This window comes from Kitasatospora sp. NPDC097643, assembly GCF_040302625.1.
Taxonomy (GTDB): Bacteria; Actinomycetota; Actinomycetes; order Streptomycetales; family Streptomycetaceae; genus Kitasatospora.
The window spans coordinates 39645-58606 of sequence record NZ_JBEOSA010000046.1; the positions used below are offsets into that span (position 1 = coordinate 39645).

Sequence of the window (18962 nt, forward strand, 5' to 3'; positions counted from 1 at the left end):
GCCAGTACACATCTACCTATAGACTATAGGCAAATGCCGTATCACTTTAGGATTTGCCGCGCTGGCCTCCGAGAAGGATCGGAACGGCCAGTAGCAACAACAGGCCGAGCTCACCTCCGCCCTGCACGGCGCCTACCATCCGCGCCTGGCGAGTAGGCCGCGTGCCGGGCTCCGATCCCCGGGCGGGCAGACTGGCGGCATGGCGGATGCGATCGAATGGCTGCTGCTCAGCTACCGGATTCCCACCGAACCGACCCGGCTGCGGGCCGGGGTGTGGCGGCGGTTGAAGGCCTTGGGTGCGGTGTACCTGCAGAACTCGCTGGCGGCCCTGCCGGCCTCCCCGGAGGCGGAGCGCGCGCTGCGGGTGCTGCGCAACGACATTGGCGAGATGGGCGGCACCGCTCAGCTGCTGCGGGCCGAGGCGCTGGCCGGGCAGGGCGAGGTGGTCGCCGCGTTCAACGCGGCCCGGGACGAGGAGTACGCCGAGGTGCTCGGCCGCTGCCGGGACTTCCTGGCGGAGATCGAGGAGGAGACCGCCGAGGAGCACTTCACCTACGCCGAGCTGGAGGAGAACGACGAGGACCTGGCGAAGCTGAAGTCCTGGTTCGACAAGATCCGTGCCCGTGACCGATTCGGCGCCACCCGCCAGCAGGAGACCGCCGAGCAGCTGCAGGCGTGCTCGGCCGCTCTGGAGGGCTTCGCCGAGCGCGTCTACGCAACTGAGACCGATTATGCGTGAGAGAAGAAATCTAACGGTGGTTACTCTCAATGCGTGACGAGAGAAGAATCTGAGGGTGTCGGGGTGCCCCGCGCGGCGCTGCTGCGGCGGGGCTTCGCCCTGGAGTACGCCACGCTGGGCTGGAACGTGGTCGGCATCGTGGTGCTGGCCGTCGCGGCGATCGCCGCGAAGTCGGTGGCGCTGGCCGGCTTCGGCCTGGACTCGCTGATCGAGATCGGCGCCTCCACGGTGGTGGTCTGGGAGCTGTCCGGCACCGGTGAGGAGCGCCAGAAGCGTGCGCTCAAGCTGATCGGTGTGGGCTTCGCGCTGCTGGCGGTGTACCTGCTGGTGCAGTCCACCTGGGTGCTGGTGGCCGGCTTCCGCCCGCACCACTCGGTGCTCGGGATCGTCTGGACCGCGATCACCGCAGTGGTGATGTTCACCCTCGCGTTCGGCAAGGCCCGCACCGGCGCGGCCCTGGACAACCCGGTCCTGAAGACCGAGGGCCGCGTCACCCTGATCGACGGCCTGCTGGCCGCCGCCGTGCTGGTCGGTCTGGTTCTCAATGCTCTGGCCGGGCTCTGGTGGGCCGATCCGTTGGCCGGGTATGTGCTGGTCTACTACGCGGTGCGCGAGGTGAAGGAGATCTTCTCCGGCGACCACTGAGCGCCGCCGACCGCGCGCGAAGGGCCCCGGCGACCACCGGGGCCCTTCGGCGTCCCGGGGCCCTTCGCACCACCACAGTGATCGCCTGCAGGGCCGGGTTTCGGCGGAAGATCGGATGAGCCGGTCGGCTGGGGACTACCGTCCGCCGCGTGCCGGTGGAGTTTCTGACTGATGGGCAGGCCGGGGCTGACGGCCGGTCAGCACCCGGTCCGGCGCCGCCCCCGTGCTTGCCCGCCTCCCGGCCGCCCTGGGCCTCAGCTGCCGCACGCGCAGCCGGCGGCGGCCTTCGCCTCGGCCGGGCCCTGGGCCGGGTCGATGGCCTGCTCGTCGGAGGTGCAGCAGGCGGTGGTGCCACAGCAGGCGTCCGGCGCGGCGGCGCCCTTGCCGAGGGTGTCGGCGTCGCCCTTGACGACGTACACCTCCCACAGCTCCTTGCCCGGTCCGTGGACCCAGACCTTGTCCTGGAGCGCATAGCAGCAGGAGGTGTCGTTCTCCTCGAAGGTGGCCAGGCCCGCGTCCTTGAGGCGGGTGGTGGCGGCGGTGACCTGTTCGGTGGTCTCGACCTCGACGCCGAGGTGGTCCAGGCGGGTGTCCTCGCCGGTCTCGCCCTCGATGAGGACGAGCTTGAGCGGGGGTTCGGCGATGGCGAAGTTGGCGTAGCCGGGGCGGCGCTTGGCCGGCTCGGTGCCGAACAGCTTGGAGTAGAAGGCGATCGAGCCTTCGAGGTCGGCGACGCGCAGGGCGAGCTGAACACGGGACATGGCGGTCTCCCCGATCCGAGATCCTTGTTTCGACGTCTGTCGATACAGCGAGCTTGCCTCTCTGAATAGATGACTGTCAACATAGGCGTATGTCGAATCTGGAATTGCCGGTGCTCGGCCAGGACGATGCGTCGGCGTGCTGCTCGCCGATGGTCCGCGAGTCACTCGGGGAAGAGACCGCCGCCGACCTGGCGAAGATGTTCAAGGCCCTGTCGGACCCGGTCCGGCTGCGGCTGCTGTCCCTGATCGCCTCGCACGAGGGCGGCGAGGCCTGCGTCTGCGACCTGACCGGCCCGTTCGACGTCTCCCAACCGACCATCTCCCACCACCTCAAGGTGCTCCGCGAGGCCGGCCTGGTCGGCTCCGAGCGCCGCGGCACCTGGGTCTACTACTGGGTCCTGCCCGCCGCGCTCGCCCGGCTGTCCGCCCTGCTCCAGGCCCCGGCCGACAACACCGCGGGGAGCGCGAGATGACCGAGATGGCTCCGCTCGGGCGCCGGGCCGCGGTCGAGCTCGTCGGCACCGGCGCCCTGGTCGCGGTCGTGGTCGGCTCCGGCATCCAGGCCACCAAGCTCTCCCAGGACGTGGGCGTGCAGCTGCTGGCCAACTCCCTGGCCACGGTGTTCGGCCTCGGGGTGCTGATCGCTCTGCTCGGCCCGGTCTCCGGCGCGCACTTCAACCCGGTGGTCACCCTGGCGGCCTGGTGGACCGGCCGCCGTGACGGCGACGGCCCGACCCTGCGCGAGGTCGCCGCCTACCTGCCCGCGCAGATCCTCGGGGCGATCGGCGGGGCGGTGCTGGCGGACGCGATGTTCGCCGAGCCGCTGGTGCACTGGTCCACCCACGACCGATCGGCGCCGCACCTGTGGCTGGGCGAGGTCGTCGCCACCGCCGGGCTCGTCCTGCTGATCTTCGGCCTGGCCCGCGCCGGCCGCGCACACTTCGCCCCGGTCGCGGTCGCCTCCTACATCGGCGCCGCGTACTGGTTCACCTCCAGTACCTCGTTCGCCAACCCCGCCGTAACGATCGGCCGCGCGTTCACGGACACCTTCGCCGGCATCGCCCCCGCCTCCGTGCCGACGTTCATCGGCGCCCAGCTCGTCGGCCTGGTGGTCGGTGTCGCCCTGGTCGCCGTGCTGTTCGGCCGCCCCACCGTGGCCGCCGCCGAGGACGTCGTGGTCCCGCACGGCGAGCACCACCCCACGGCCACCGGCCGCTGAATCCCCGTCCCACCCCTGCCCCGAAGGAAGAACCCGTGAGCACTCCCGCCGTCCCGTCCGTGCTGTTCGTCTGCGTCCACAACGCCGGCCGCTCCCAGATGGCCGCCGCCTTCCTCACCCGCCTCGGCGCAGGCCGGATCGAGGTCCGCTCCGCCGGCTCCGCCCCGGCCGACGCCGTGAACCCGGCCGTGGTCGAGGCCCTGGCCGAGGTCGGAATCGACATCTCCGCCGAGGTGCCCAAGGTGCTGACCGTTGAGGCGGTGCAGGCCTCCGACGTGGTGATCACCATGGGCTGCGGCGACGCCTGCCCGTACTTCCCCGGGAAGCGGTACCTGGACTGGAAGCTGGAGGACCCGGCCGGCCAGGGCGTCGAGGCCGTGCGCCCGATCCGCGACCAGATCGAGCAGCTCATCCGCGGCCTGCTCGCCGAACTCGGCATCGAGGCCGCCGCATGACCACCCCCTCGGTGGCCGTCGCCGCGATGCTCCCCGAGCACGCCGACCAGGTGCTGGCGATCTACCAGGCCGGCATCGACGGCGGCGACGCCACCTTCGAGACCACCGCGCCGACCTGGGAGGCCTTCGACGCCTCCCGGCTCGCCGAGCACCGCCTGGTCGCCCTCGACGGCGACCGGGTGCTGGGCTGGGCCGCCGTCGTGCCGGTCTCCGACCGGTGCGCGTACGCCGGGGTGGTCGAGCACTCCGTCTACGTCCACCCCGACGCCCGGTGCCGCGGTGTCGGCCTGGCGCTGCTGGAGGCACTGCTGGCCTCCACCGACGCCGCCGGGATCTGGACCGTGCAGTCCGGCGTCTTCCCGGAGAACACCGCCAGCCTCGCCCTCCACGTCAAGGCGGGCTTCCGCGTGGTCGGCACCCGCGAACGCCTCGGCAAGCACGGCGGACGCTGGCGCGACGTCGTCCTCATCGAGCGACGCAGCCCCGCCGTCTCCTGACCCGCCGGACCGCTGGGACGGACGGCGGTGCGGCCACCGCCAGGACGGCGAAGAACATCGCGCCCGTCCCGGTGGGGTCGTAGATGCCTTCAGGAGACTTGTGCGCGACCCGTCAAGGTTGGGTAACGGCCGACCCGACTTCTTGTCCGCTGAATTGTTAGCGTTAACACTCTCTCCAGAGCGAAACAGTGACGCCACCTCCGGTTCAGCCCACACCGCTGCCCGGACCCACCCGCCCGGTGGCACTGCAGATCGACAGGAGATGTCCATGCCCGCGCTTCGCGCACGGCTGTCGGCGATGGCACTCGCCGTCTGCCTGCTCTTCACCGGCCTGGCCGCGGCCGCCTCCCAGCAGGCCGCGGCCGCCGCTCCCGGCTACCTGATGGTGCACTTCATCGGCGAAGGTTCGACCGGTCAGCAGATGTACCTCTCGCACAGCACGGACGGCGTGCACTGGAACGACCTCAACGGCGGCGGGATGGTCCTGCGCTCCACCGTCGGTACGCAAGGCGTGCGCGACCCCGCACTGGTGCGCTCGCCCGACGGAAGCCGGTACTGGATCATCGCGACCGACCTGTGCATCGGCTGCGGGCAGAACTGGGACCAGGCCGTGAACAACGCCAGCCGCAACCTGGTGGTGTGGGAGTCCACCGACCTGGCCACCTGGTCCCAGCCGTGGCTGCTCAACGTCGCCGGCGCGATCCCCGACGGCCGCAACGCCTGGGCGCCCGAGGCGATCTGGGACCCGGCGAGCAGCAGCTACGTCCTGTACTGGGCGACCAACGCGACCCTCAACGGCGTACTGAAGCACCGCATCTACGCCGCCCGCACGTCGGACTTCCGCACCATCACCACCCCGCAGGTGTACATCGACCGCCCCGGCACCCAGAACATCATCGACACCCAGATCATCGAGGTGCCGTCAGGCGTCGGCTCCTTCCGCTACGTGCGGGCCTCCGGTGACGGGCAGATCACCCTTGAGGGCAGCGACTCGATCCTCGGGACGTGGACCGACCTCGGCAACCTCTCCGGCATCGGCCTCACCGGCTCCCAGGTGGAGGGCCCGATGTGGATGAGGTTCAACGGCACCGACAAGTGGGCGCTCTACCTCGACCAGTACGCCAGCAGTGGCGGCTACATGCCGGTCCTGACCACCGACCCGTCCAACCCGGCCGTCTACCAGCGGCAGGCGTCGGGCGACTACGACATGGGCGGCACGAAGAAGCGCCACGGCTGGATCCTCAACCTGACGGCCGCCGAGGAGAGCCGCGTGCTCGCCCGCTGGACCGACACCCCCGCCCAGCGGCTCCAGTCGTTCAACTTCCAGGACCGGTACGTGCGGCACACCAACTTCGACGCGCGCATCGACCCGAACGTCAGCCCCGTCGACGACTCCCGGTTCCGGCTGCGCCCGGGCCTCGCGGGCAGCGGCACCGTCTCGTTCGAGTCGGTGAACTTCCCCGGGTACTTCCTGCGGCACTCCGACTACGACTTCCAGTTGGTCCACAACGACGGCAGCAGCCAGCTCGCCGAGGACGCGACCTTCCGTCAGGTCGCCGGGCTCGCCGACCCGACCTGGTCGTCGTTCCAGTCGTACAACCACCCCGACCACTACATCCGGCACTACGCGTACGAGTTGAAGCTCGACCCGATCACCACCGCGACCGGACGTGGTGACGCCACCTTCCGCGTGACCAGCTGACCCGACCGGGATGCCGGCGCCTCCGAGGAGAGCGCCGGCATCACCCTTCTCTGCCCGCACCAGGAAGCACCCCGATGAAACGTTCATGGCATGCCCTGCTGGCGTCCGCGATCGTGGCGGCGACGACCGTGCCCGTGGCCCTGGCGCCGACCGGCGCCGTCGCGGCCGACGGTGACATCACCGCGTCGATACTCGCCAACAGCGACGTGGTCCTCGGCGGAAACGCCGTCGTGAACGTACCGCCCGGGTCGCACACCTACTCAGGGGTGATCAGCGGGCAGGGGTCCTTGCGGGTCTCCGGCACGGGCACCTTGATCCTCACCAAGGACAGCACCTTCACCCTGCCCGGCTCCCAGCAGGGCCAGTCCGTCAGCATTCCCGGCGGGAACCACCCCTATGTGGTCGTCAGCAACCCCGACCGTCCGGCGATCACCGTCGACGCCGGCGCCACCCTGCAGTACGGCAACGGTGGAACCACGGGCCTGATCGGCGCCTTCCCCTACAACTCGCCCGGATACCCGCAGAACCAGGACAACATCCGGGTGGACGGCACGCTCAACCTGTCGCTCACGCGGCTGTTCAACCTGGGCACCATCAGCGGCTCCGGGACGATCTTCCAGCCCCGCAACATGTGGGGGACGCTCCAGCTGTGCGGAAGCAGTCCCTTCTCCGGGGTGCTCGACATCGGCACCGGCGCCAACTACGCCGCCACCACCTGCGCGGCCGACCTGCCGAACGCCAAGGCCGTCCTCAACCGCGGCTCGTGGATCATCGACACCCCGCTGAACCAGACGGTCGTCCAGCGCCAGAACTTCTACAGCCGCGAATACGGCAACGACGTCAACGTCCACTCCCGGCCCGGCAGCAAGGTGGTCCTGACGGGCACCTACAGCTACAGCGACAACACCGGCACGGCCTCGCCGGGGCTGAGCAACGGCAACCTCAACCTGGTACCGGTCGCCCACCAGTTGAACAAGCGCGGCACCAACATCGAAGGTGCGGACGTCCAGTGGGGGGACGGCACCACCCACCAGATCTTCATGCCGGGCACGGCCGAAACCGCGTACATCAACCTGCACGCCAACTCGCAGCGCTCGCGGCTGACCTTCGACTACAACGGCCCGGTCACCCTCGGCCTGCCCATCGGCGGCGGGAAGTACCACGACACCCTCGCCGCCCCCGGGGCGGGCGACATCGTCATCGCCGGCACGTCCGGGAACGACGTCACCTTCGCCGCCGCGCAGTTCTACGACGGCTCCACCACCGTCCAGCGGGGTGCCACGCTGCGCCTCGGATCCGGGACGGCAGGAGCGGACGGAAGTCTCTACACGAAGGGCGCTCTCGACGCGATCAGCGACGAGGGCTCGCTGATCATTCAGAACGTCCGGACGCCCGTCACCCTCCCGGCGGTGTCCGGCTCCGGATCGGTCACGCAGAACGGCACCGCGACGACGACGCTGACCGCCGCCTCCTACACCGGCGCCACCACCGTGGCCAAGGGGACGCTCGCGGTGGCCGGTGCCTCGCTCGCCTCGTCCAGCGGGGTCGCCCTCACCGATGCGTCCGCGGTCCTCGACCTCGGCGCGGCGAAATCGACGACGCTGCGCAAGCTGGAGGTCGTCACCGGCGCGAAGATCATCCTGCCCGGCGGGGTCCAGAACTTCACCGTGGGCTCGCAGGACACCGCGCTCTCCGGCGACACCCTCAGCGTGGGAGGAACGGCCTTCTCGGTCGCCCGCACGGCCGGTCACATCGAGCTGACGGCCACGACGGCGGCCGTCGAATCCGCCTCTCCGCCGACAAGCTCCACGAACGGGGTCCCCGTCCAGGCCGACCCTTCGGCCCCGACGGGGTCCACCGACAGCACGGCCGCCACCCGCCCGGGCGGTACGGCCTGGGGGACGCTCGCTCCGGTCGCCGCCGCCCTGGCGGCCGCGGCCGGTCTCGTCCTCCTCGCCCTCAGGATCCGGCGCAGACACGGGCCCATCGGCCGCCACCGCCCGCGCGGCCACTGACACCAGCCCACCAAAAGCACTTCGCACGGGTACGCGGGTTGGTAACGGCACATCACCCTCGCCATGCTCGCCCACGCGTTCCTGGCCGTGATGGCCGGCCACGCACTGAGCTGGTCGCGGTGGCGCCGCCGTCACCAGGCACAAGCCCGCCACTGTCACTACATGCGGCGCGGTCACCCGGTGGTGGAACGGTCCGGCAAAGACCGCCCCCACCCTCCTCCGCATCACTGCACTCCCCACTCCCAGAGCGTTGACCAGCAGGAATGGAGATACCCGGCTGGAATGCTAGGAGCAGGCGTTCCACGGGTCTCCGGGGACCCAGTTGCCATGGAGGCCGAGAGGGATTCGTACGGGAAGGTGGATGCGGGCGACCGGTTCGCCCGTGAAGTCCTGGGCCGAGAGGATCACCAGATCCGCCGCGCCGCGCTCGGCGTCATGCGCGTACGCCATCACGTATCCGTCGTCCTCGGCGAGGGACGACTCCGCGGGGACGAACACGCCCTCGCCCACAGCCCCGAACCGGCCGAACTCATGCGCCTCAGTCGTGCCGCGTACCAGGTCGTGCTTGAGCAGTGCACTGCTGAACCCCTCGTTCGGCCGCGGGTCCCCGGGGCCGGTCGGCGGCGCGTAGAGCTCGACCGCGGCCGAGTACCCGTACCGGTGGGAGCGGGCGACACAACGGGAGTCGACCCGCGGAAACTCCTGGATACGGTCGTCCAGCCGGTCTTCCCGGACCTTTCCGGCGACCAGGTCGACCCGCCAGCGGTCCAGGGTGGGACGGCTGGTACCGAAGTCCCTGATGTTGAAGCCCTCGGGGTGCCGGACGATATCGATGACCACGTCCGTGCCGTCGTCGTAGGCGTTGAGCGTGTGCCCCACCAGGCTGGGGGCGACCTCGAACCAGCGCACCTCGCCGCCCGTGCGTGGCATCACGCCCACCCGTGCCTGGTGGGATTCGTCCCAGACGAAGGGGACTCCGGTCGGCAGCTGGGCGGCGCTGAACACCACGGGCGCGTCGAAGAGGACCACATGGTGTTCGGTCAGCGCGAAGTCGTGCATGTAGGGATTCCCGGGCGTATGGATCAGAGTGGTCCGCTCCACCGTGCCGGATTCGTTCATGACGATGTGCTGGACGTACTGCGAGCCGTACAGGAAGGCGAGCGAGTGCAGCTCCCGGGTGTGCGGGTCGAAGACGGAATGGGCGTTGGAGCTGTAGCCCTCGGGAGTCGCCCCCAGGTCGCAGGGGCCTACCGTGTCGAGGTCGTAGCTGAGTTCGTAAGGGCGGATCCCGCCCTCCAACAGGGCGAACGTGCGGCCCGCGAGCCCCGCGACCTGTACATTCGGCGCCATGTCCAGCCGCTCGTCGACGGGAGTCCCCCGGCGTGGCTCCCCCAGCCGGTCGGCGACGGAGGATGATCGCACCCAGCGGTTGCGGTACCACTCGGCACGGCCGTCGCGGATGCGGACGCCGTGCACCATGCCGGGGCCGAGCGTCCAGATGTGGGCGACAGGGTCGTCGATACCAAGCGGATTGGGACCGTTTCGCAGATAGCGGCCGTTGAGGTGGGCCGGGATCCGGCCGGTGACCGGCAGGTCGAACGCGGTGACCTCCTCGGTGACCGGTGCGAAACTTCCCGACAGATAGCGGTTGATCGTCATGGCGTCCGTCCTTGTCCCTGCTCGGCGGCGAGGAATGCCCGTCCCACCGCCGTCATCAGTGTGTCGAAGCGGCGGGCTGCGGCCTCCGGCGGGAAGTGGCCCGCGATCTCCAGGCTCACCGCCCCGTGTGCCGCCGCCCACAGGATCTTTGAGATCTCATACGCGTCTCCCGGCCCGAACACGCCGGAGTCGATGCATGCCTGAACAGCAGCCACGGAGGCGTCGAAGGCGCTCTCGGCCGCACCCAAGGCCTCGGCACTCGGCTGGAATCCGGGGACCGCCTGCTCGAACATCACCCGGTAGTAGGCCGGCTCGGCAAGTGCGTGTGCGCGGTAGGCGGCCGCGAGATCGTTGAGTCGAGTCAACGGGTCCTCTGCCCGCGAGGTTTGCTGCTGCACCCGCCGCAGGCGGGCGAACCCCTCCCGGTAGAGCGCATCGACCAGGCCTTCCTTGCCGCCGAACATGGTGTACAGGACCTTGGTCGAGGCGCCGATCCCGGTGGCGATCCGCCGCATCGTCAGCGCGGCCGGCCCCTCCGTGACCAGCAGGTCTATGGCGTGGTCAAGGATCGTGGTGCGTACGGCCGTTTGCCCGGTGCGTTGAGCTTCCTGGTAAGGCGTGTTCACGGAAACACCGTATCCCATGGGTAACGTTGTTACCCAACTTTTTGAGGAGCTCGCCGACGGCCCCACGCACCACGGAAGTACTCGACCACATCGACGTCTTCCTCGACGACCGGCCGTCCTCCTTCGACCGCCGGCTGGAGTCCAAGCTCGACGGCCTCGCGGCCGGCATCCGGCGGGACGTCCAGGACTGGGCCCGGACCCTGCACGACGGCGGCCCCCGGTCCCAGCCCCGGGACGTGGCAACCGTCTGGGGCTACCTCAACCGACTGCGGCCGGTACTGCTGGAATGGTCGAACCGCTACGACCACCTGCGCGAGGTCACCCGCGACGACGTCCTCGCCCACCTGGCCACCGTCCACGGCTCGCGGCGCAAGCACACCCTGGTCGCCCTGCGGTCGCTGTTCGCGCGGGCGAAGAAGAACGGCACGATCTCCACAGGGTCCGCAGGTCGGGGGTCATTGCCGGCGGGCGACCCAGTCGGGAGCCGCGGGCGCGGGCGGCGGCCAGGCCCTCGTTGGTGCCCTGGACGATGAGTTCGCGGATGAACTCTGCCAGGGCGGCGAAGACGTGGAAGACGAGGCGACAGATGACAGATTCCTCGGGGGTGGCGCGGTCCTGGTTCGGGCCCCTGGCGGAACCAGAGCACGTGATCTCGGTGCTACTTCCGCCGGATCAGCGACCGCTGTTAGCGTGCCATCCATGATCAAGGGCAACTTAGCGAGTCGAATAGGCCGGATGGCGGGGGACAGTAGGCCGGAGCGCGTGCTGGTCGCCGCCAGTTTCGTCAACCGAGTCGGCAATGGTCTGTTCAACGCGGCGTCAGCGCTCTATTTCACCTTGGTCGTGGGCCTGCCCGCGGTGCAGGTCGGTGCCGCGCTCACCATCGCCGGAGTGATCGGTCTGTGCGCGGGGATACCAGGCGGGCATCTCGCAGATCGGCGAGGGGCTCGAACGATCATGATGTTGGCCCTCGCGGTCCAGGCCGTGTCGATGGCGGCCCTCGTCCTCGTCGAGAGCTGGGCCGCGCTCACGATCATCGCGACGGTCGACCAGATCGCCGCGGCGGTTGGTGGGGCGGCGTGGGGCGCGCTGGTGGTCCGGGTCGGGGGTGAGCGCCCGGCCCTGTTCCGTGCCAAGCTGCGCACGTTCGTCAACCTGGGCGTCGTCCTGGGAACGGTGGGTGCGGGGCTGGCGCTGGCCGCGAACACCCGCGGCGCCTATGTCACGCTGATCCTCGGCAACGCGGCGAGCTTCGCCCTGTGCGCGGTGCTTCTGCTCCTGCTGCCCCGCTATCCGGTACTGGCAGCACCACCGCAACAGCGGCGCTGGCCCGTCCTCGCGGATCGTCCCTTCCTCGCGTTCACCGCCCTCTACGGGGCCATGGGACTGCAGTACCCGGTGGTCTCACTACTCCTGCCGATCTGGATCTCCGAGCACACCGAGGCGCCGCGCTGGACGGTGGCCGCGCTGTTCGCCGTCAACTCCCTGTTCTGTGTGCTGATGCAGACCAGGATCGGCTCGCGTATCGAGACCCCGCACGATGGCGGCCTGGCGTTTCGCACGGCGGGGCTGCTCTTCCTCGTCAGCTGCCCGATGATGGCACTGGCGGCGTACACCCCTGTCTGGGCGGCGGCGGGACTGGTCCTGGCCGCGATCTTCGTCCACAGTCTGGGAGAGGTTTGGGAGTCATCGGCGGCCTTCGCCCTGGGCTTCGGTCTTGCCCCCGACCACGCACAGGGCCAGTACCAAGGTGTCTTCGGTCTCGGCTTCAGCGCGGGCCAGGCTCTCGCCCCCGCGATCCTCACCACGGTGGTACTCGGCCTCCGCACGACAGGCTGGCTGCTGCTGGCGATGTTCTTCGCGGCACTGGGCGCTGTCGGTCCATCTCTTGCCCGCTGGGGCATGCGGACCCGGCCGCAACCAGGTGTTGCTGCGGAAGTGACGGGATGACCGCGAGTTAGGTGTCAGAAGCCTTCTACCTCGTCGTCCTCGTCCAGCTCCGGCGCGTCCGGGTCGCGCAGCGGGCGCAGGCGCCGACGGACGGGACGCCGGCGGTGACGCTGTAGCGGCCGAGCAGGTTGACCAGCGTCGCCACCAGATCGCCCGGCAGTGCCGGGTCCGCTCGGCGGCGAAGTGGATCACTGTGCTAGCCGATCATGATCGCTCTCGCCGATAACCGCTGTACCGATGTTCCCCGAGGCCGGATGCACACCCGGCTACTGCTATCGGCTTGTCTGTTCCTGAGTCACCTCGGGGGCTGAGCCTGCTCGTCGATCCGTCGCCTCGGCTTCGGATGCGGCCTCGGATGCGGCCTCGGATGCGGGGGCCTGCGTCCCCGGGCGGCCGGGCAGGAGCAGGCACAGCGGGAGGGCAAGGGCGGTGAGGGCCACCGACCACCGGAAGGCGTCGTCGAAGCCGTTGGCCAGAGCGGCCGGCGCGGCCAGGGCCGCCGGGGCGTGGGCGTCGCCGGTGGTGTGCTGGAGGACGACGGTGAGGACGGCGATGCCCACGGAGCCGCCGATCTGCTGGGCGATGCGGGTGATGATGCTGGCGTCGGGGATCTCCTGGTGGGCGAGGCCGATGTAGGCGGCGCCGCTGAGCGCGATCATGGCGGCGCCCATGCCGATGCCGCGGACGAGCAGGGCGACCATGAGCGGGATCGTGCCGGTGCCGGCGGTGTCTGCGGTGACGAAGGCGAACGGCACGGTGGCTGCGGTCACGACGGCGAAGGCGGCGAGGGCGACCGGGCGGGGGCCGAAGCGGTCGGTGCAGGTGCCGGCCAGGGTGCGGGCGAGGAGCGCACCGACGCCCTGGGGGATGAGGAGCAGTCCGGCGCCGAGGGCGTCCTGGCCGCGGACCTGCTGGAAGTACAGCGGCAGCAGCATCATCGGCCCGTACAGGGCGACGCCGCCCAGGAAGAGGAGGGTGGCGGCGGCGGCCGGCGTGCGGTGGCGGAGGAGTCGCAGGTTGACCAGGGCGCCGGTGGGGCGGGTCAGGGACCGGGCGGTGAAGCCGCCGACCAGGGCGAGGCCGCCGAGCAGCGGGACGAGGACGGTGGCGCCGGCGAAGCCCGTACGGCCCTCGACCCGGGAGAGTCCGTAGATGAGGGCGGCGACGCCCGGGGAGAGCAGGAGCAGGCCGACGACGTCCAGGCGGGCGCGCGGGCGGTCGGGTGCGGGCCGGTCGTCGGGCAGGTTGCGCCGGGCGAGGTGGCCGCCGAGGACGCAGAAGGGGATGTTGACCAGGAACATCCAGCGCCAGTCGGCCAGGTGCAGGATGAGGCCGCCCAGGACCGGGCCGAGGATCGGGCCGAGCGCGGTGGGCACGGTGATGACGGCCATGACCTTGCCGATGCTGCGGCCCTTGGCGGCCTGCATGATCAGCGTGACGGTGAGCGGCATCATGATGCCGCCGCCCGCGCCCTGGACGACGCGGAAGGCGATGAGGCTGGTCGCGTCCCAGGCCAGCGCGCTCAGGATCGAGCCGAGCAGGAACACGCCGAGCGACGCGATCCACAGCCGCCTGCCGCCCAGCCGTGACTGGGCCCATCCGGCGAGCGGGATGGTGACGAACACCGCCAGCAGGTAGCCGGTGCCCACCCACTGGATGGTGGACAGCGGGGCGTCGAGGTCCTTCGCCAGGTCGCCGAGGGCGACGCTGACGATGGTGGTGTCGAAGACGACGGCGAGGGCGCCCACGATGACGGCGATCGCGATGCGCCACACGGCGGGGTCCGCGCCGTCGGGGTCGGTGCGGTTGGGGTCGGTGCGGTCGGGAGTACTCACGAGCAAGCAACCACCTTTAGATACAGAGCTCTATCTTACGGTGCCCAGAGTAGGGCGCTAGAATAAGAAAGGCAACTCTATCTAAGGGAGTACTGGCGAATGGCCGAGCGACGCCGCGGACCGGCACTGGAGAAGGCCCTCCTCGACGCGGCCTGGGAGGAACTCGCGGACAACGGCTACGCCAGGTTCACCATGGACGCCGTCGTCAAGCGCGCGGGCACCAGCCCGCCCGTCCTCTACCGCCGCTGGTCGGACCGTGAGGACCTCGCCCGGGCGGCCATCGTCCACACCCTGGCGAAGCACCGCCTCGACATCCCCGACACGGGCAGCCTGCGCGAGGACGTCCTCACCCTGATGCGGGAGATCAACGCCACCCGCGTCCAGCTCGTCACCGTGATGAGCGTGCAGCTCGCCGGCTACCACCAGGCGACCGGCACCAGCCCCGCCAACCTGCGCGACCCCCTCGTGACGGGACGCAAGGAGGCCCTCGACACGCTCTTCGACCGCGCCGTCGCCCGCGGCGAGATCACCCAGGAACACCTCACCGAACGCATCAAGTCCCTCCCCTTCGACCTGCTGCGCCACGAGTTCCTCACGACCTTCGCCCCGGTGCCCGACCACGTCCTCGAGGAGATCGTCGACACCGTCTTCCTCCCCCTGCTCCGCTGACCGCGACACCCCACACACACAGCCACTCGCGCGCGAAGCCCACCGGCGACCTTCGCATTTCTACAATCCCCGCGCCGACCCCCCGGGACATGCTGGTGCCTGGCACCAAAGGAGCACCAACTCCACTGACAGCACTCGCACTTGGGGGATTCCATGCGCCTGTCCCGGATTCACCGACTCCGCCGGGGAGCGATCCTGGCAGCTTTGGCGGCAGGCATGACCCTGCCGCTGCTCACCGGCGGCAGCGCCTCCGCCACCGTCGCCAGGTGCTCCCACGGCACGTGCATCAAGGTCATCGGCAGGGGCCTGCACGTCTCGGACGTCATGGTCAGCCCCCAGTTCGGCCACCGCCGCTCGGGCTTCTACTTCGCGAAGGTGCGGTACGGCGGCACGAACGTCGAGTGGGAGTGGACCGACTGGATCGAGCGGCCGGCCACCGTCTACATGAGGCAGCTCAGCGGCCGGAACTACCCCAACGGCGTGCTCATCTGCGCCGGCGTCGAGAAGACGCAGGAACCGATGGACTACGCCGACGAGGTCTGCATCAAGGTGTTCCGCTGACCGCTCCCGGCTGACCGCTCCCGGCACTCACCTCGGGACGTAGAAGCAGTCGGGGCCATCGCCCGGCACCAGCGCCACGGAGTGGCCCGCCCCGCGCGCGTCGAAGCCCCGTGGGTAGAGGAGGGCCAGGGTGCGATCAGCAGGGATCTTGTCCGGGTGGATCATCCACACCTCCTCGCCGTTCTCAACGCCCAGGCTCGAGGCCTGCGCCAAGCCCCGATGGGCCTGCTCGGCCTGCTCCTGCGTCCGGTAGACCTGCCACTGCGGTCCCTTGCAGGTGGGATCGCCCGCGTAGATCCGGGCTCGAACTCCCGCCCGGGCCAGGGTGGCTCGCATGCCCGCGACGTCCGGCTCGCCGGAGGGCCGGTAGATGGTCAGCTTCACCACCCCGTCGCCCTGCCGGTCGAAGGTGGACGGCGTGCTCCCGCTCGCGACAGCCGGTACGACGATCTGCCCCAGGGCGAAGGTGGTCGCCATCACGGCGGCGACACCGGCGGCCAGGACGACCGGGACCTGGCGCACCAAGCCGCGGCGAGGACGGGCCGCCTGGGCACCAGGTCGGGAGCGGCGGAGGGTGTGATGGAGGACGGCCAGGAGGGTGGCCGTGGCGAGGACGGCGAGGACGACACCGCCACGGTGCAGGAAGGAGGAGGAGAAGGCCGTGGGCTCGTTGCAGTAGGGCGGGGCGAGCACGCAGTAGTCGATCGGGGAGAGCATCGGCGTCCAGGGGAGGACTTCCAGCGCGATACCAACCGCACCTCGGAGTTGTGGGTCAAGTTCCAGCTGCCCAGCTGACCATGCCCGACCTCGGGACCGGGCCCCACTGAGGACCTCGGTGTCGGGTTGGCAGCGTCTGGTGTTCGTACCGTTCGCCGGATCATTCGCAGGACGTGCTGGTGGCCACCGCGGAACTCTCGGAGTGGGTTGCGGACTCCGGGTCCGTGTGCCCGTCGACCGCGGAGCCGGGGACGGTTTCGAGGATTCAGTAGCGACTGCCCACGAGGCGGTAACTGGGCTGCTCAGAGCGGGTCTTGGTGAGGAGACCGGTGTCGGCGAGGTGGCGAAGGAGGGTGCGGGCGGCCTCGGGGTCGGTGGTGAGGCCGTGGGTGGTGAGGGTGGTGCGGGCGAGGTCGGGGTCCCAGGGGGTGTCGGGGTCGTGGCGGGTGATCTCGGTGGCGAGGGTGCGGCCGCGGGTGGTGGGGAGGGTGAGGACGACGTCGCGGAAGGCCTCGTGGAGGGGCTCGGGGATCTTGTAGCCGAGGACCTTGCCGAAGCCTGGTCCCTGGGCCTGGACGGGGAGTTGGAGGGTGGCGGGCCACCAGCCTTCGCGGATGCCGCGGTCGAGGATCCGCTTGAGGCCGGCGCTGTGACCCTTGAGGCTGCCGGCGCCGTCGTCGCCGCGCAGGGCGTCGGAGCTGACGTAGCCGCCGCGGCTGACCGCCTCCTCGAGGATGCGCTGGGCGCGGGGTGGGAGGGCGAGGAAGTAGCGGGCGATGCGGTCGGGGGTCCAGGCGCTGTCGTCCTCGACCGTGACGGTGTCGCGGTAGGGGGCGAGGAAGGCCAGGAGCTTCTCGGCGAACTCCTCGGAGGCGCCTCGGACGGAGATCGTGATGTCCATGTGGGCGACTCCCGGTGCAACTGACGAGAATGGATGTGGTTCTGACGAGGGTCCACCGTACCGGCTCCTCGCCCGTCCGTCCGGCACCGGTTTCGACGGTCATTCTGACTTAGGGTCTGCTTACCTCCTATAATTTCCCTTATAGAAGGTAACCGTCGCGGAGGGGTGGACGCGCAATGACCGAGCCCGGACAGATCGCCGACCGGACCCAGGCCGACGGCGGCCACCCGACCCACGCGCTGCCGGCCATGCGCGAGGAGGTCGTCGAGGCGGAGCTCCTGGAGGACGAGGACGCACTGCCCGCTCTGCGTCCGCCCACGACGACCGCCGCCCGCTACGTGATCGACAAGCACACCGTGCTCGCCCCCGGCGAGCTGCCGGCCACCACGGCCGACCAACCCCGGTACAGCGAAGCGGACTTCCGCATCTCCGAACAGACTGCGGAGCGCCGCACGCGGGCGGGCACCGCGAACACCCGGGTCAACCGCGGCTCGGTCGCGAAGGCGTTCCACGCCTGGTGCGAACAGGAGGGCCGGATCGCCGTACCCTGCACGACCGCCACGTTCACCGAGTACGGCACCCACCTCATGGCCCAGGGCCACAAGGCCACCACCATCGAGGCCTACATGAGCCACGTCATGGCCGTCCAGCCCCGCGGCGACCGCCCGGACCCCTCCATCTTCCGGGAGAACCTCTCCACCTACCGCGGCGAGAACCCCCGCGCCAACCGGGTGCGCCGCGCACTCCCGCTCCAACTGCCCCACGTCGTCGCCATGGCCGCGGCCTGCGACGAACGCACCGGCATCGGCATGCGCGACGCGGCGCTGCTCGTCCTCGGCTACCGCTTCCTCGCCCGCCGCATCGAGGTCGCCGACCTGCTGATCGAGGATCTGACGATCAGTCAATCCTCCGTCACCGTCTATCTTCCCAAGGACAAGACCCACCAGGACGAGGACCAGGAGATCGTCCTGCACGACCACCCCGACCTGCGACTTCTCCCCCGGCTGCACGCCTGGCTCGGCTACCTGCACACGCTCGGCGTGACCCGCGGACCGCTCTTCCGCGCCCTCACCAAGAAGGGCACACTCGCCTCCCGCCACCACGCCACCGCCCGCGGCCACGCCCTGTCGGGCAACGCCGTCAACGAGATCGTCAAGCAGCGCTTCCGCCAGGCCGCCCTCGACTCCCGAGGCCTCCCGGTCAGCTCCCGCGGCCTCCGCGCCGGCGGCGCCACCGACCTCGCGGAGGCCAAGGTCCGCGGCCGCGACCTCAACGCCGCCGGCCGCTGGACCGAGAACTCCCGCATCCCCGAAGCCGTCTACGTCCGCCCGGCCCGCGACCGCGCCTTCGACCCCTTCGCCGCCGTCCGCCTCAGCCAGACCGCGGACTGAGCAACGCGGAGGCGATCCGCGCGGCCTCAGCCATGAGCGGCCGATTCCGGGCACACCGCCATCAGCCGATGCGCCAGCTGGCGCAGCCGAGCGGCGGGGCCGTCGGACGGATAGATCCCGCCGACGGCGAACGCGCCGACGATGGCGATATGAAGCTGATCGGCCAGGAGCGCGCTGTCGGCAACGCCCAGGCGCTGGGTGAGTTCGCGGAGTCTGCGGCCGAGTTCCCGCTCGTGCTGGAGGCATCGCCCTCGAATGTCGACCTTGCCCGGGTCGAACTCTGCGGCGGTGTTGACGAACGCACACCCCCGGTAGCCGTCCCGGGTGGCGAGCTCCTCGATCCAGCCGAGCTGAGCGTCGAGTTCGGCCCGTGGATCATCGGGGTGTGCGGCCGCCTCGGCGTCCCATCGCTGCCAGAAGTCGTCATCGCGCCGCTGGAGGACGGCGAGGATCAGGTCGTCCTTGCTGGGAAACCACCGGTACAGGCTCGCCTTGGCCATGCCGGAGCGGCGCACGACCTCGTCGACGCCGACCGCGTGCGTGCCGTTCTCGTAGAAGAGCCGAGCCGCCGTGTCGACCAGGTGGTCGCGCACGGCCACCCCGCGCAACTGCCTTGGCTT

20 protein-coding genes are annotated in these 18962 nt (G+C 70.2%); 12 read left to right on the forward strand and 8 right to left on the reverse strand.

The features are described 5' to 3' along the window. Nucleotides 1-199 precede the first annotated feature (199 nt). Both ABTY15_RS26150 and ABTY15_RS26155 read left to right on the forward strand, forming a co-directional pair. On the forward strand, nt 200-739 hold the full coding sequence (locus tag ABTY15_RS26150) for a Chromate resistance protein ChrB (protein ID WP_350600150.1): 540 nt from the start codon (nt 200-202) through the stop codon (nt 737-739). 33 nt (nt 740-772) lie between these two features. Continuing rightward, a complete protein-coding gene (locus tag ABTY15_RS26155; protein WP_350600153.1) occupies nt 773-1384 on the forward strand; it encodes a cation efflux transmembrane domain-containing protein in 612 nt (203 codons plus the stop codon). Nucleotides 1385-1638: 254 nt separating this feature from the next. Here ABTY15_RS26155 and ABTY15_RS26160 read toward each other — a convergent pair whose 3' ends face one another. Next, the gene (locus ABTY15_RS26160; protein ID WP_350600157.1) at nt 1639-2145 is read right to left on the reverse strand and encodes an ArsI/CadI family heavy metal resistance metalloenzyme; all 507 of its coding nucleotides are present in this window, start codon (nt 2143-2145) and stop codon (nt 1639-1641) included. Between the two features lie 89 nt (nt 2146-2234). On the opposite strand from ABTY15_RS26160, the gene ABTY15_RS26165 reads away from it, so the two are divergent. The 6 genes from ABTY15_RS26165 (at nt 2235) to ABTY15_RS26190 (ending at nt 8033) form a co-directional block, all read left to right on the forward strand. After that, nucleotides 2235-2618, forward strand: a complete 384-nt coding sequence (locus ABTY15_RS26165) for an ArsR/SmtB family transcription factor (RefSeq protein ID WP_350600160.1) — start codon at nt 2235-2237, stop codon at nt 2616-2618. Next, a complete protein-coding gene (locus ABTY15_RS26170) occupies nt 2615-3364 on the forward strand; it encodes an aquaporin (RefSeq protein ID WP_350600162.1) in 750 nt (249 codons plus the stop codon). Before ABTY15_RS26165 ends, ABTY15_RS26170 begins: the two co-directional genes overlap by 4 nt. Nucleotides 3365-3399: 35 nt before the next feature. After that, nucleotides 3400-3819: an arsenate reductase ArsC gene (locus ABTY15_RS26175; RefSeq protein ID WP_350600163.1), complete on the forward strand. Its 420-nt coding sequence runs from the start codon at nt 3400-3402 to the stop codon at nt 3817-3819. Then, the gene (locus ABTY15_RS26180; RefSeq protein ID WP_350600166.1) at nt 3816-4316 is read left to right on the forward strand and encodes a GNAT family N-acetyltransferase; all 501 of its coding nucleotides are present in this window, start codon (nt 3816-3818) and stop codon (nt 4314-4316) included. The genes ABTY15_RS26175 and ABTY15_RS26180 overlap by 4 nt, the downstream gene beginning before the upstream one ends. Before the next feature lie 268 nt (nt 4317-4584). Continuing rightward, nucleotides 4585-6018 (forward strand): glycoside hydrolase family 43 protein, encoded by a 1434-nt coding sequence (locus ABTY15_RS26185; RefSeq protein WP_350600169.1) that lies wholly within the window; start codon nt 4585-4587, stop codon nt 6016-6018. A 74-nt stretch (nt 6019-6092) separates the two neighbouring features. Then, on the forward strand, nt 6093-8033 hold the full coding sequence (locus tag ABTY15_RS26190; RefSeq protein WP_350600171.1) for an autotransporter: 1941 nt from the start codon (nt 6093-6095) through the stop codon (nt 8031-8033). 285 nt (nt 8034-8318) lie between these two features. Here the strand turns inward: ABTY15_RS26190 and ABTY15_RS26195 are convergent, their stop codons facing one another. The 3 genes from ABTY15_RS26195 to ABTY15_RS26205 form a co-directional block, all read right to left on the reverse strand. Further along, a complete protein-coding gene (locus ABTY15_RS26195) occupies nt 8319-9692 on the reverse strand; it encodes a carotenoid oxygenase family protein (protein WP_350600174.1) in 1374 nt (457 codons plus the stop codon). Continuing rightward, nucleotides 9689-10318, reverse strand: coding sequence for a TetR/AcrR family transcriptional regulator (locus ABTY15_RS26200; RefSeq protein ID WP_350600178.1), 630 nt, complete (start codon nt 10316-10318; stop codon nt 9689-9691). The genes ABTY15_RS26195 and ABTY15_RS26200 overlap by 4 nt, the downstream gene beginning before the upstream one ends. Before the next feature lie 318 nt (nt 10319-10636). Continuing rightward, nucleotides 10637-10969: a recombinase family protein gene (locus ABTY15_RS26205; protein WP_502893591.1), complete on the reverse strand. Its 333-nt coding sequence runs from the start codon at nt 10967-10969 to the stop codon at nt 10637-10639. 48 nt (nt 10970-11017) lie between these two features. Between ABTY15_RS26205 and ABTY15_RS26210 the strand changes: the two genes are divergently transcribed. After that, nucleotides 11018-12268 carry an MFS transporter gene (locus ABTY15_RS26210; protein WP_350600181.1) on the forward strand — a complete coding sequence of 417 codons (1251 nt, stop codon included), beginning with the start codon at nt 11018-11020 and terminating at the stop codon, nt 12266-12268. A gap of 272 nt (nt 12269-12540) precedes the next feature. Here the strand turns inward: ABTY15_RS26210 and ABTY15_RS26215 are convergent, their stop codons facing one another. Further along, complete coding sequence (locus tag ABTY15_RS26215) at nt 12541-14103, reverse strand: MDR family MFS transporter (RefSeq protein ID WP_350600182.1); 1563 nt, start codon at nt 14101-14103, stop codon at nt 12541-12543. 99 nt (nt 14104-14202) lie between these two features. Between ABTY15_RS26215 and ABTY15_RS26220 the strand changes: the two genes are divergently transcribed. Further along, the gene (locus tag ABTY15_RS26220; protein WP_350600184.1) at nt 14203-14772 is read left to right on the forward strand and encodes a TetR/AcrR family transcriptional regulator; all 570 of its coding nucleotides are present in this window, start codon (nt 14203-14205) and stop codon (nt 14770-14772) included. A 204-nt stretch (nt 14773-14976) separates the two neighbouring features. Beyond that, on the forward strand, nt 14977-15333 hold the full coding sequence (locus tag ABTY15_RS26225; RefSeq protein ID WP_350600186.1) for a hypothetical protein: 357 nt from the start codon (nt 14977-14979) through the stop codon (nt 15331-15333). A gap of 27 nt (nt 15334-15360) precedes the next feature. On the opposite strand, the gene ABTY15_RS26230 is transcribed toward ABTY15_RS26225, so the two are convergent. Together ABTY15_RS26230 and ABTY15_RS26235 are read right to left on the reverse strand one after the other, a co-directional pair. Further along, on the reverse strand, nt 15361-16050 hold the full coding sequence (locus ABTY15_RS26230) for a hypothetical protein (protein ID WP_350600189.1): 690 nt from the start codon (nt 16048-16050) through the stop codon (nt 15361-15363). Nucleotides 16051-16315: 265 nt separating this feature from the next. Next, the gene (locus tag ABTY15_RS26235; RefSeq protein ID WP_350600190.1) at nt 16316-16951 is read right to left on the reverse strand and encodes a hypothetical protein; all 636 of its coding nucleotides are present in this window, start codon (nt 16949-16951) and stop codon (nt 16316-16318) included. Nucleotides 16952-17127: 176 nt separating this feature from the next. Between ABTY15_RS26235 and ABTY15_RS26240 the strand changes: the two genes are divergently transcribed. Beyond that, nucleotides 17128-18342, forward strand: a complete 1215-nt coding sequence (locus ABTY15_RS26240) for a site-specific integrase (RefSeq protein ID WP_350600191.1) — start codon at nt 17128-17130, stop codon at nt 18340-18342. Between the two features lie 26 nt (nt 18343-18368). Here ABTY15_RS26240 and ABTY15_RS26245 read toward each other — a convergent pair whose 3' ends face one another. Continuing rightward, nucleotides 18369-18935, reverse strand: a complete 567-nt coding sequence (locus tag ABTY15_RS26245; RefSeq protein ID WP_350600192.1) for a TetR/AcrR family transcriptional regulator — start codon at nt 18933-18935, stop codon at nt 18369-18371. Between the last annotated feature and the right edge of the window lie 27 nt (nt 18936-18962).

Bases quoted from the DNA above. Each gene is read 5' to 3' on its own strand.
- ABTY15_RS26190 (WP_350600171.1), top strand. From the start codon at position 6,093: ATGAAACGTTCATGGCATGCCCTGCTGGCGTCCGCGATCGTGGCGGCG.
- ABTY15_RS26150 (WP_350600150.1), top strand. From the start codon at position 200: ATGGCGGATGCGATCGAATGGCTGCTGCTCAGCTACCGGATTCCCACC.
- ABTY15_RS26235 (WP_350600190.1), bottom strand. From the start codon at position 16,951: ATGGACATCACGATCTCCGTCCGAGGCGCCTCCGAGGAGTTCGCCGAG.
- ABTY15_RS26160 (WP_350600157.1), bottom strand. From the start codon at position 2,145: ATGTCCCGTGTTCAGCTCGCCCTGCGCGTCGCCGACCTCGAAGGCTCG.
- ABTY15_RS26240 (WP_350600191.1), top strand. From the start codon at position 17,128: ATGACCGAGCCCGGACAGATCGCCGACCGGACCCAGGCCGACGGCGGC.
- ABTY15_RS26180 (WP_350600166.1), top strand. From the start codon at position 3,816: ATGACCACCCCCTCGGTGGCCGTCGCCGCGATGCTCCCCGAGCACGCC.
- ABTY15_RS26185 (WP_350600169.1), top strand. From the start codon at position 4,585: ATGCCCGCGCTTCGCGCACGGCTGTCGGCGATGGCACTCGCCGTCTGC.
- ABTY15_RS26220 (WP_350600184.1), top strand. From the start codon at position 14,203: ATGGCCGAGCGACGCCGCGGACCGGCACTGGAGAAGGCCCTCCTCGAC.
- ABTY15_RS26165 (WP_350600160.1), top strand. From the start codon at position 2,235: ATGTCGAATCTGGAATTGCCGGTGCTCGGCCAGGACGATGCGTCGGCG.
- ABTY15_RS26195 (WP_350600174.1), bottom strand. From the start codon at position 9,692: ATGACGATCAACCGCTATCTGTCGGGAAGTTTCGCACCGGTCACCGAG.
- ABTY15_RS26230 (WP_350600189.1), bottom strand. From the start codon at position 16,050: ATGCTCTCCCCGATCGACTACTGCGTGCTCGCCCCGCCCTACTGCAAC.
- ABTY15_RS26170 (WP_350600162.1), top strand. From the start codon at position 2,615: ATGACCGAGATGGCTCCGCTCGGGCGCCGGGCCGCGGTCGAGCTCGTC.
- ABTY15_RS26210 (WP_350600181.1), top strand. From the start codon at position 11,018: ATGATCAAGGGCAACTTAGCGAGTCGAATAGGCCGGATGGCGGGGGAC.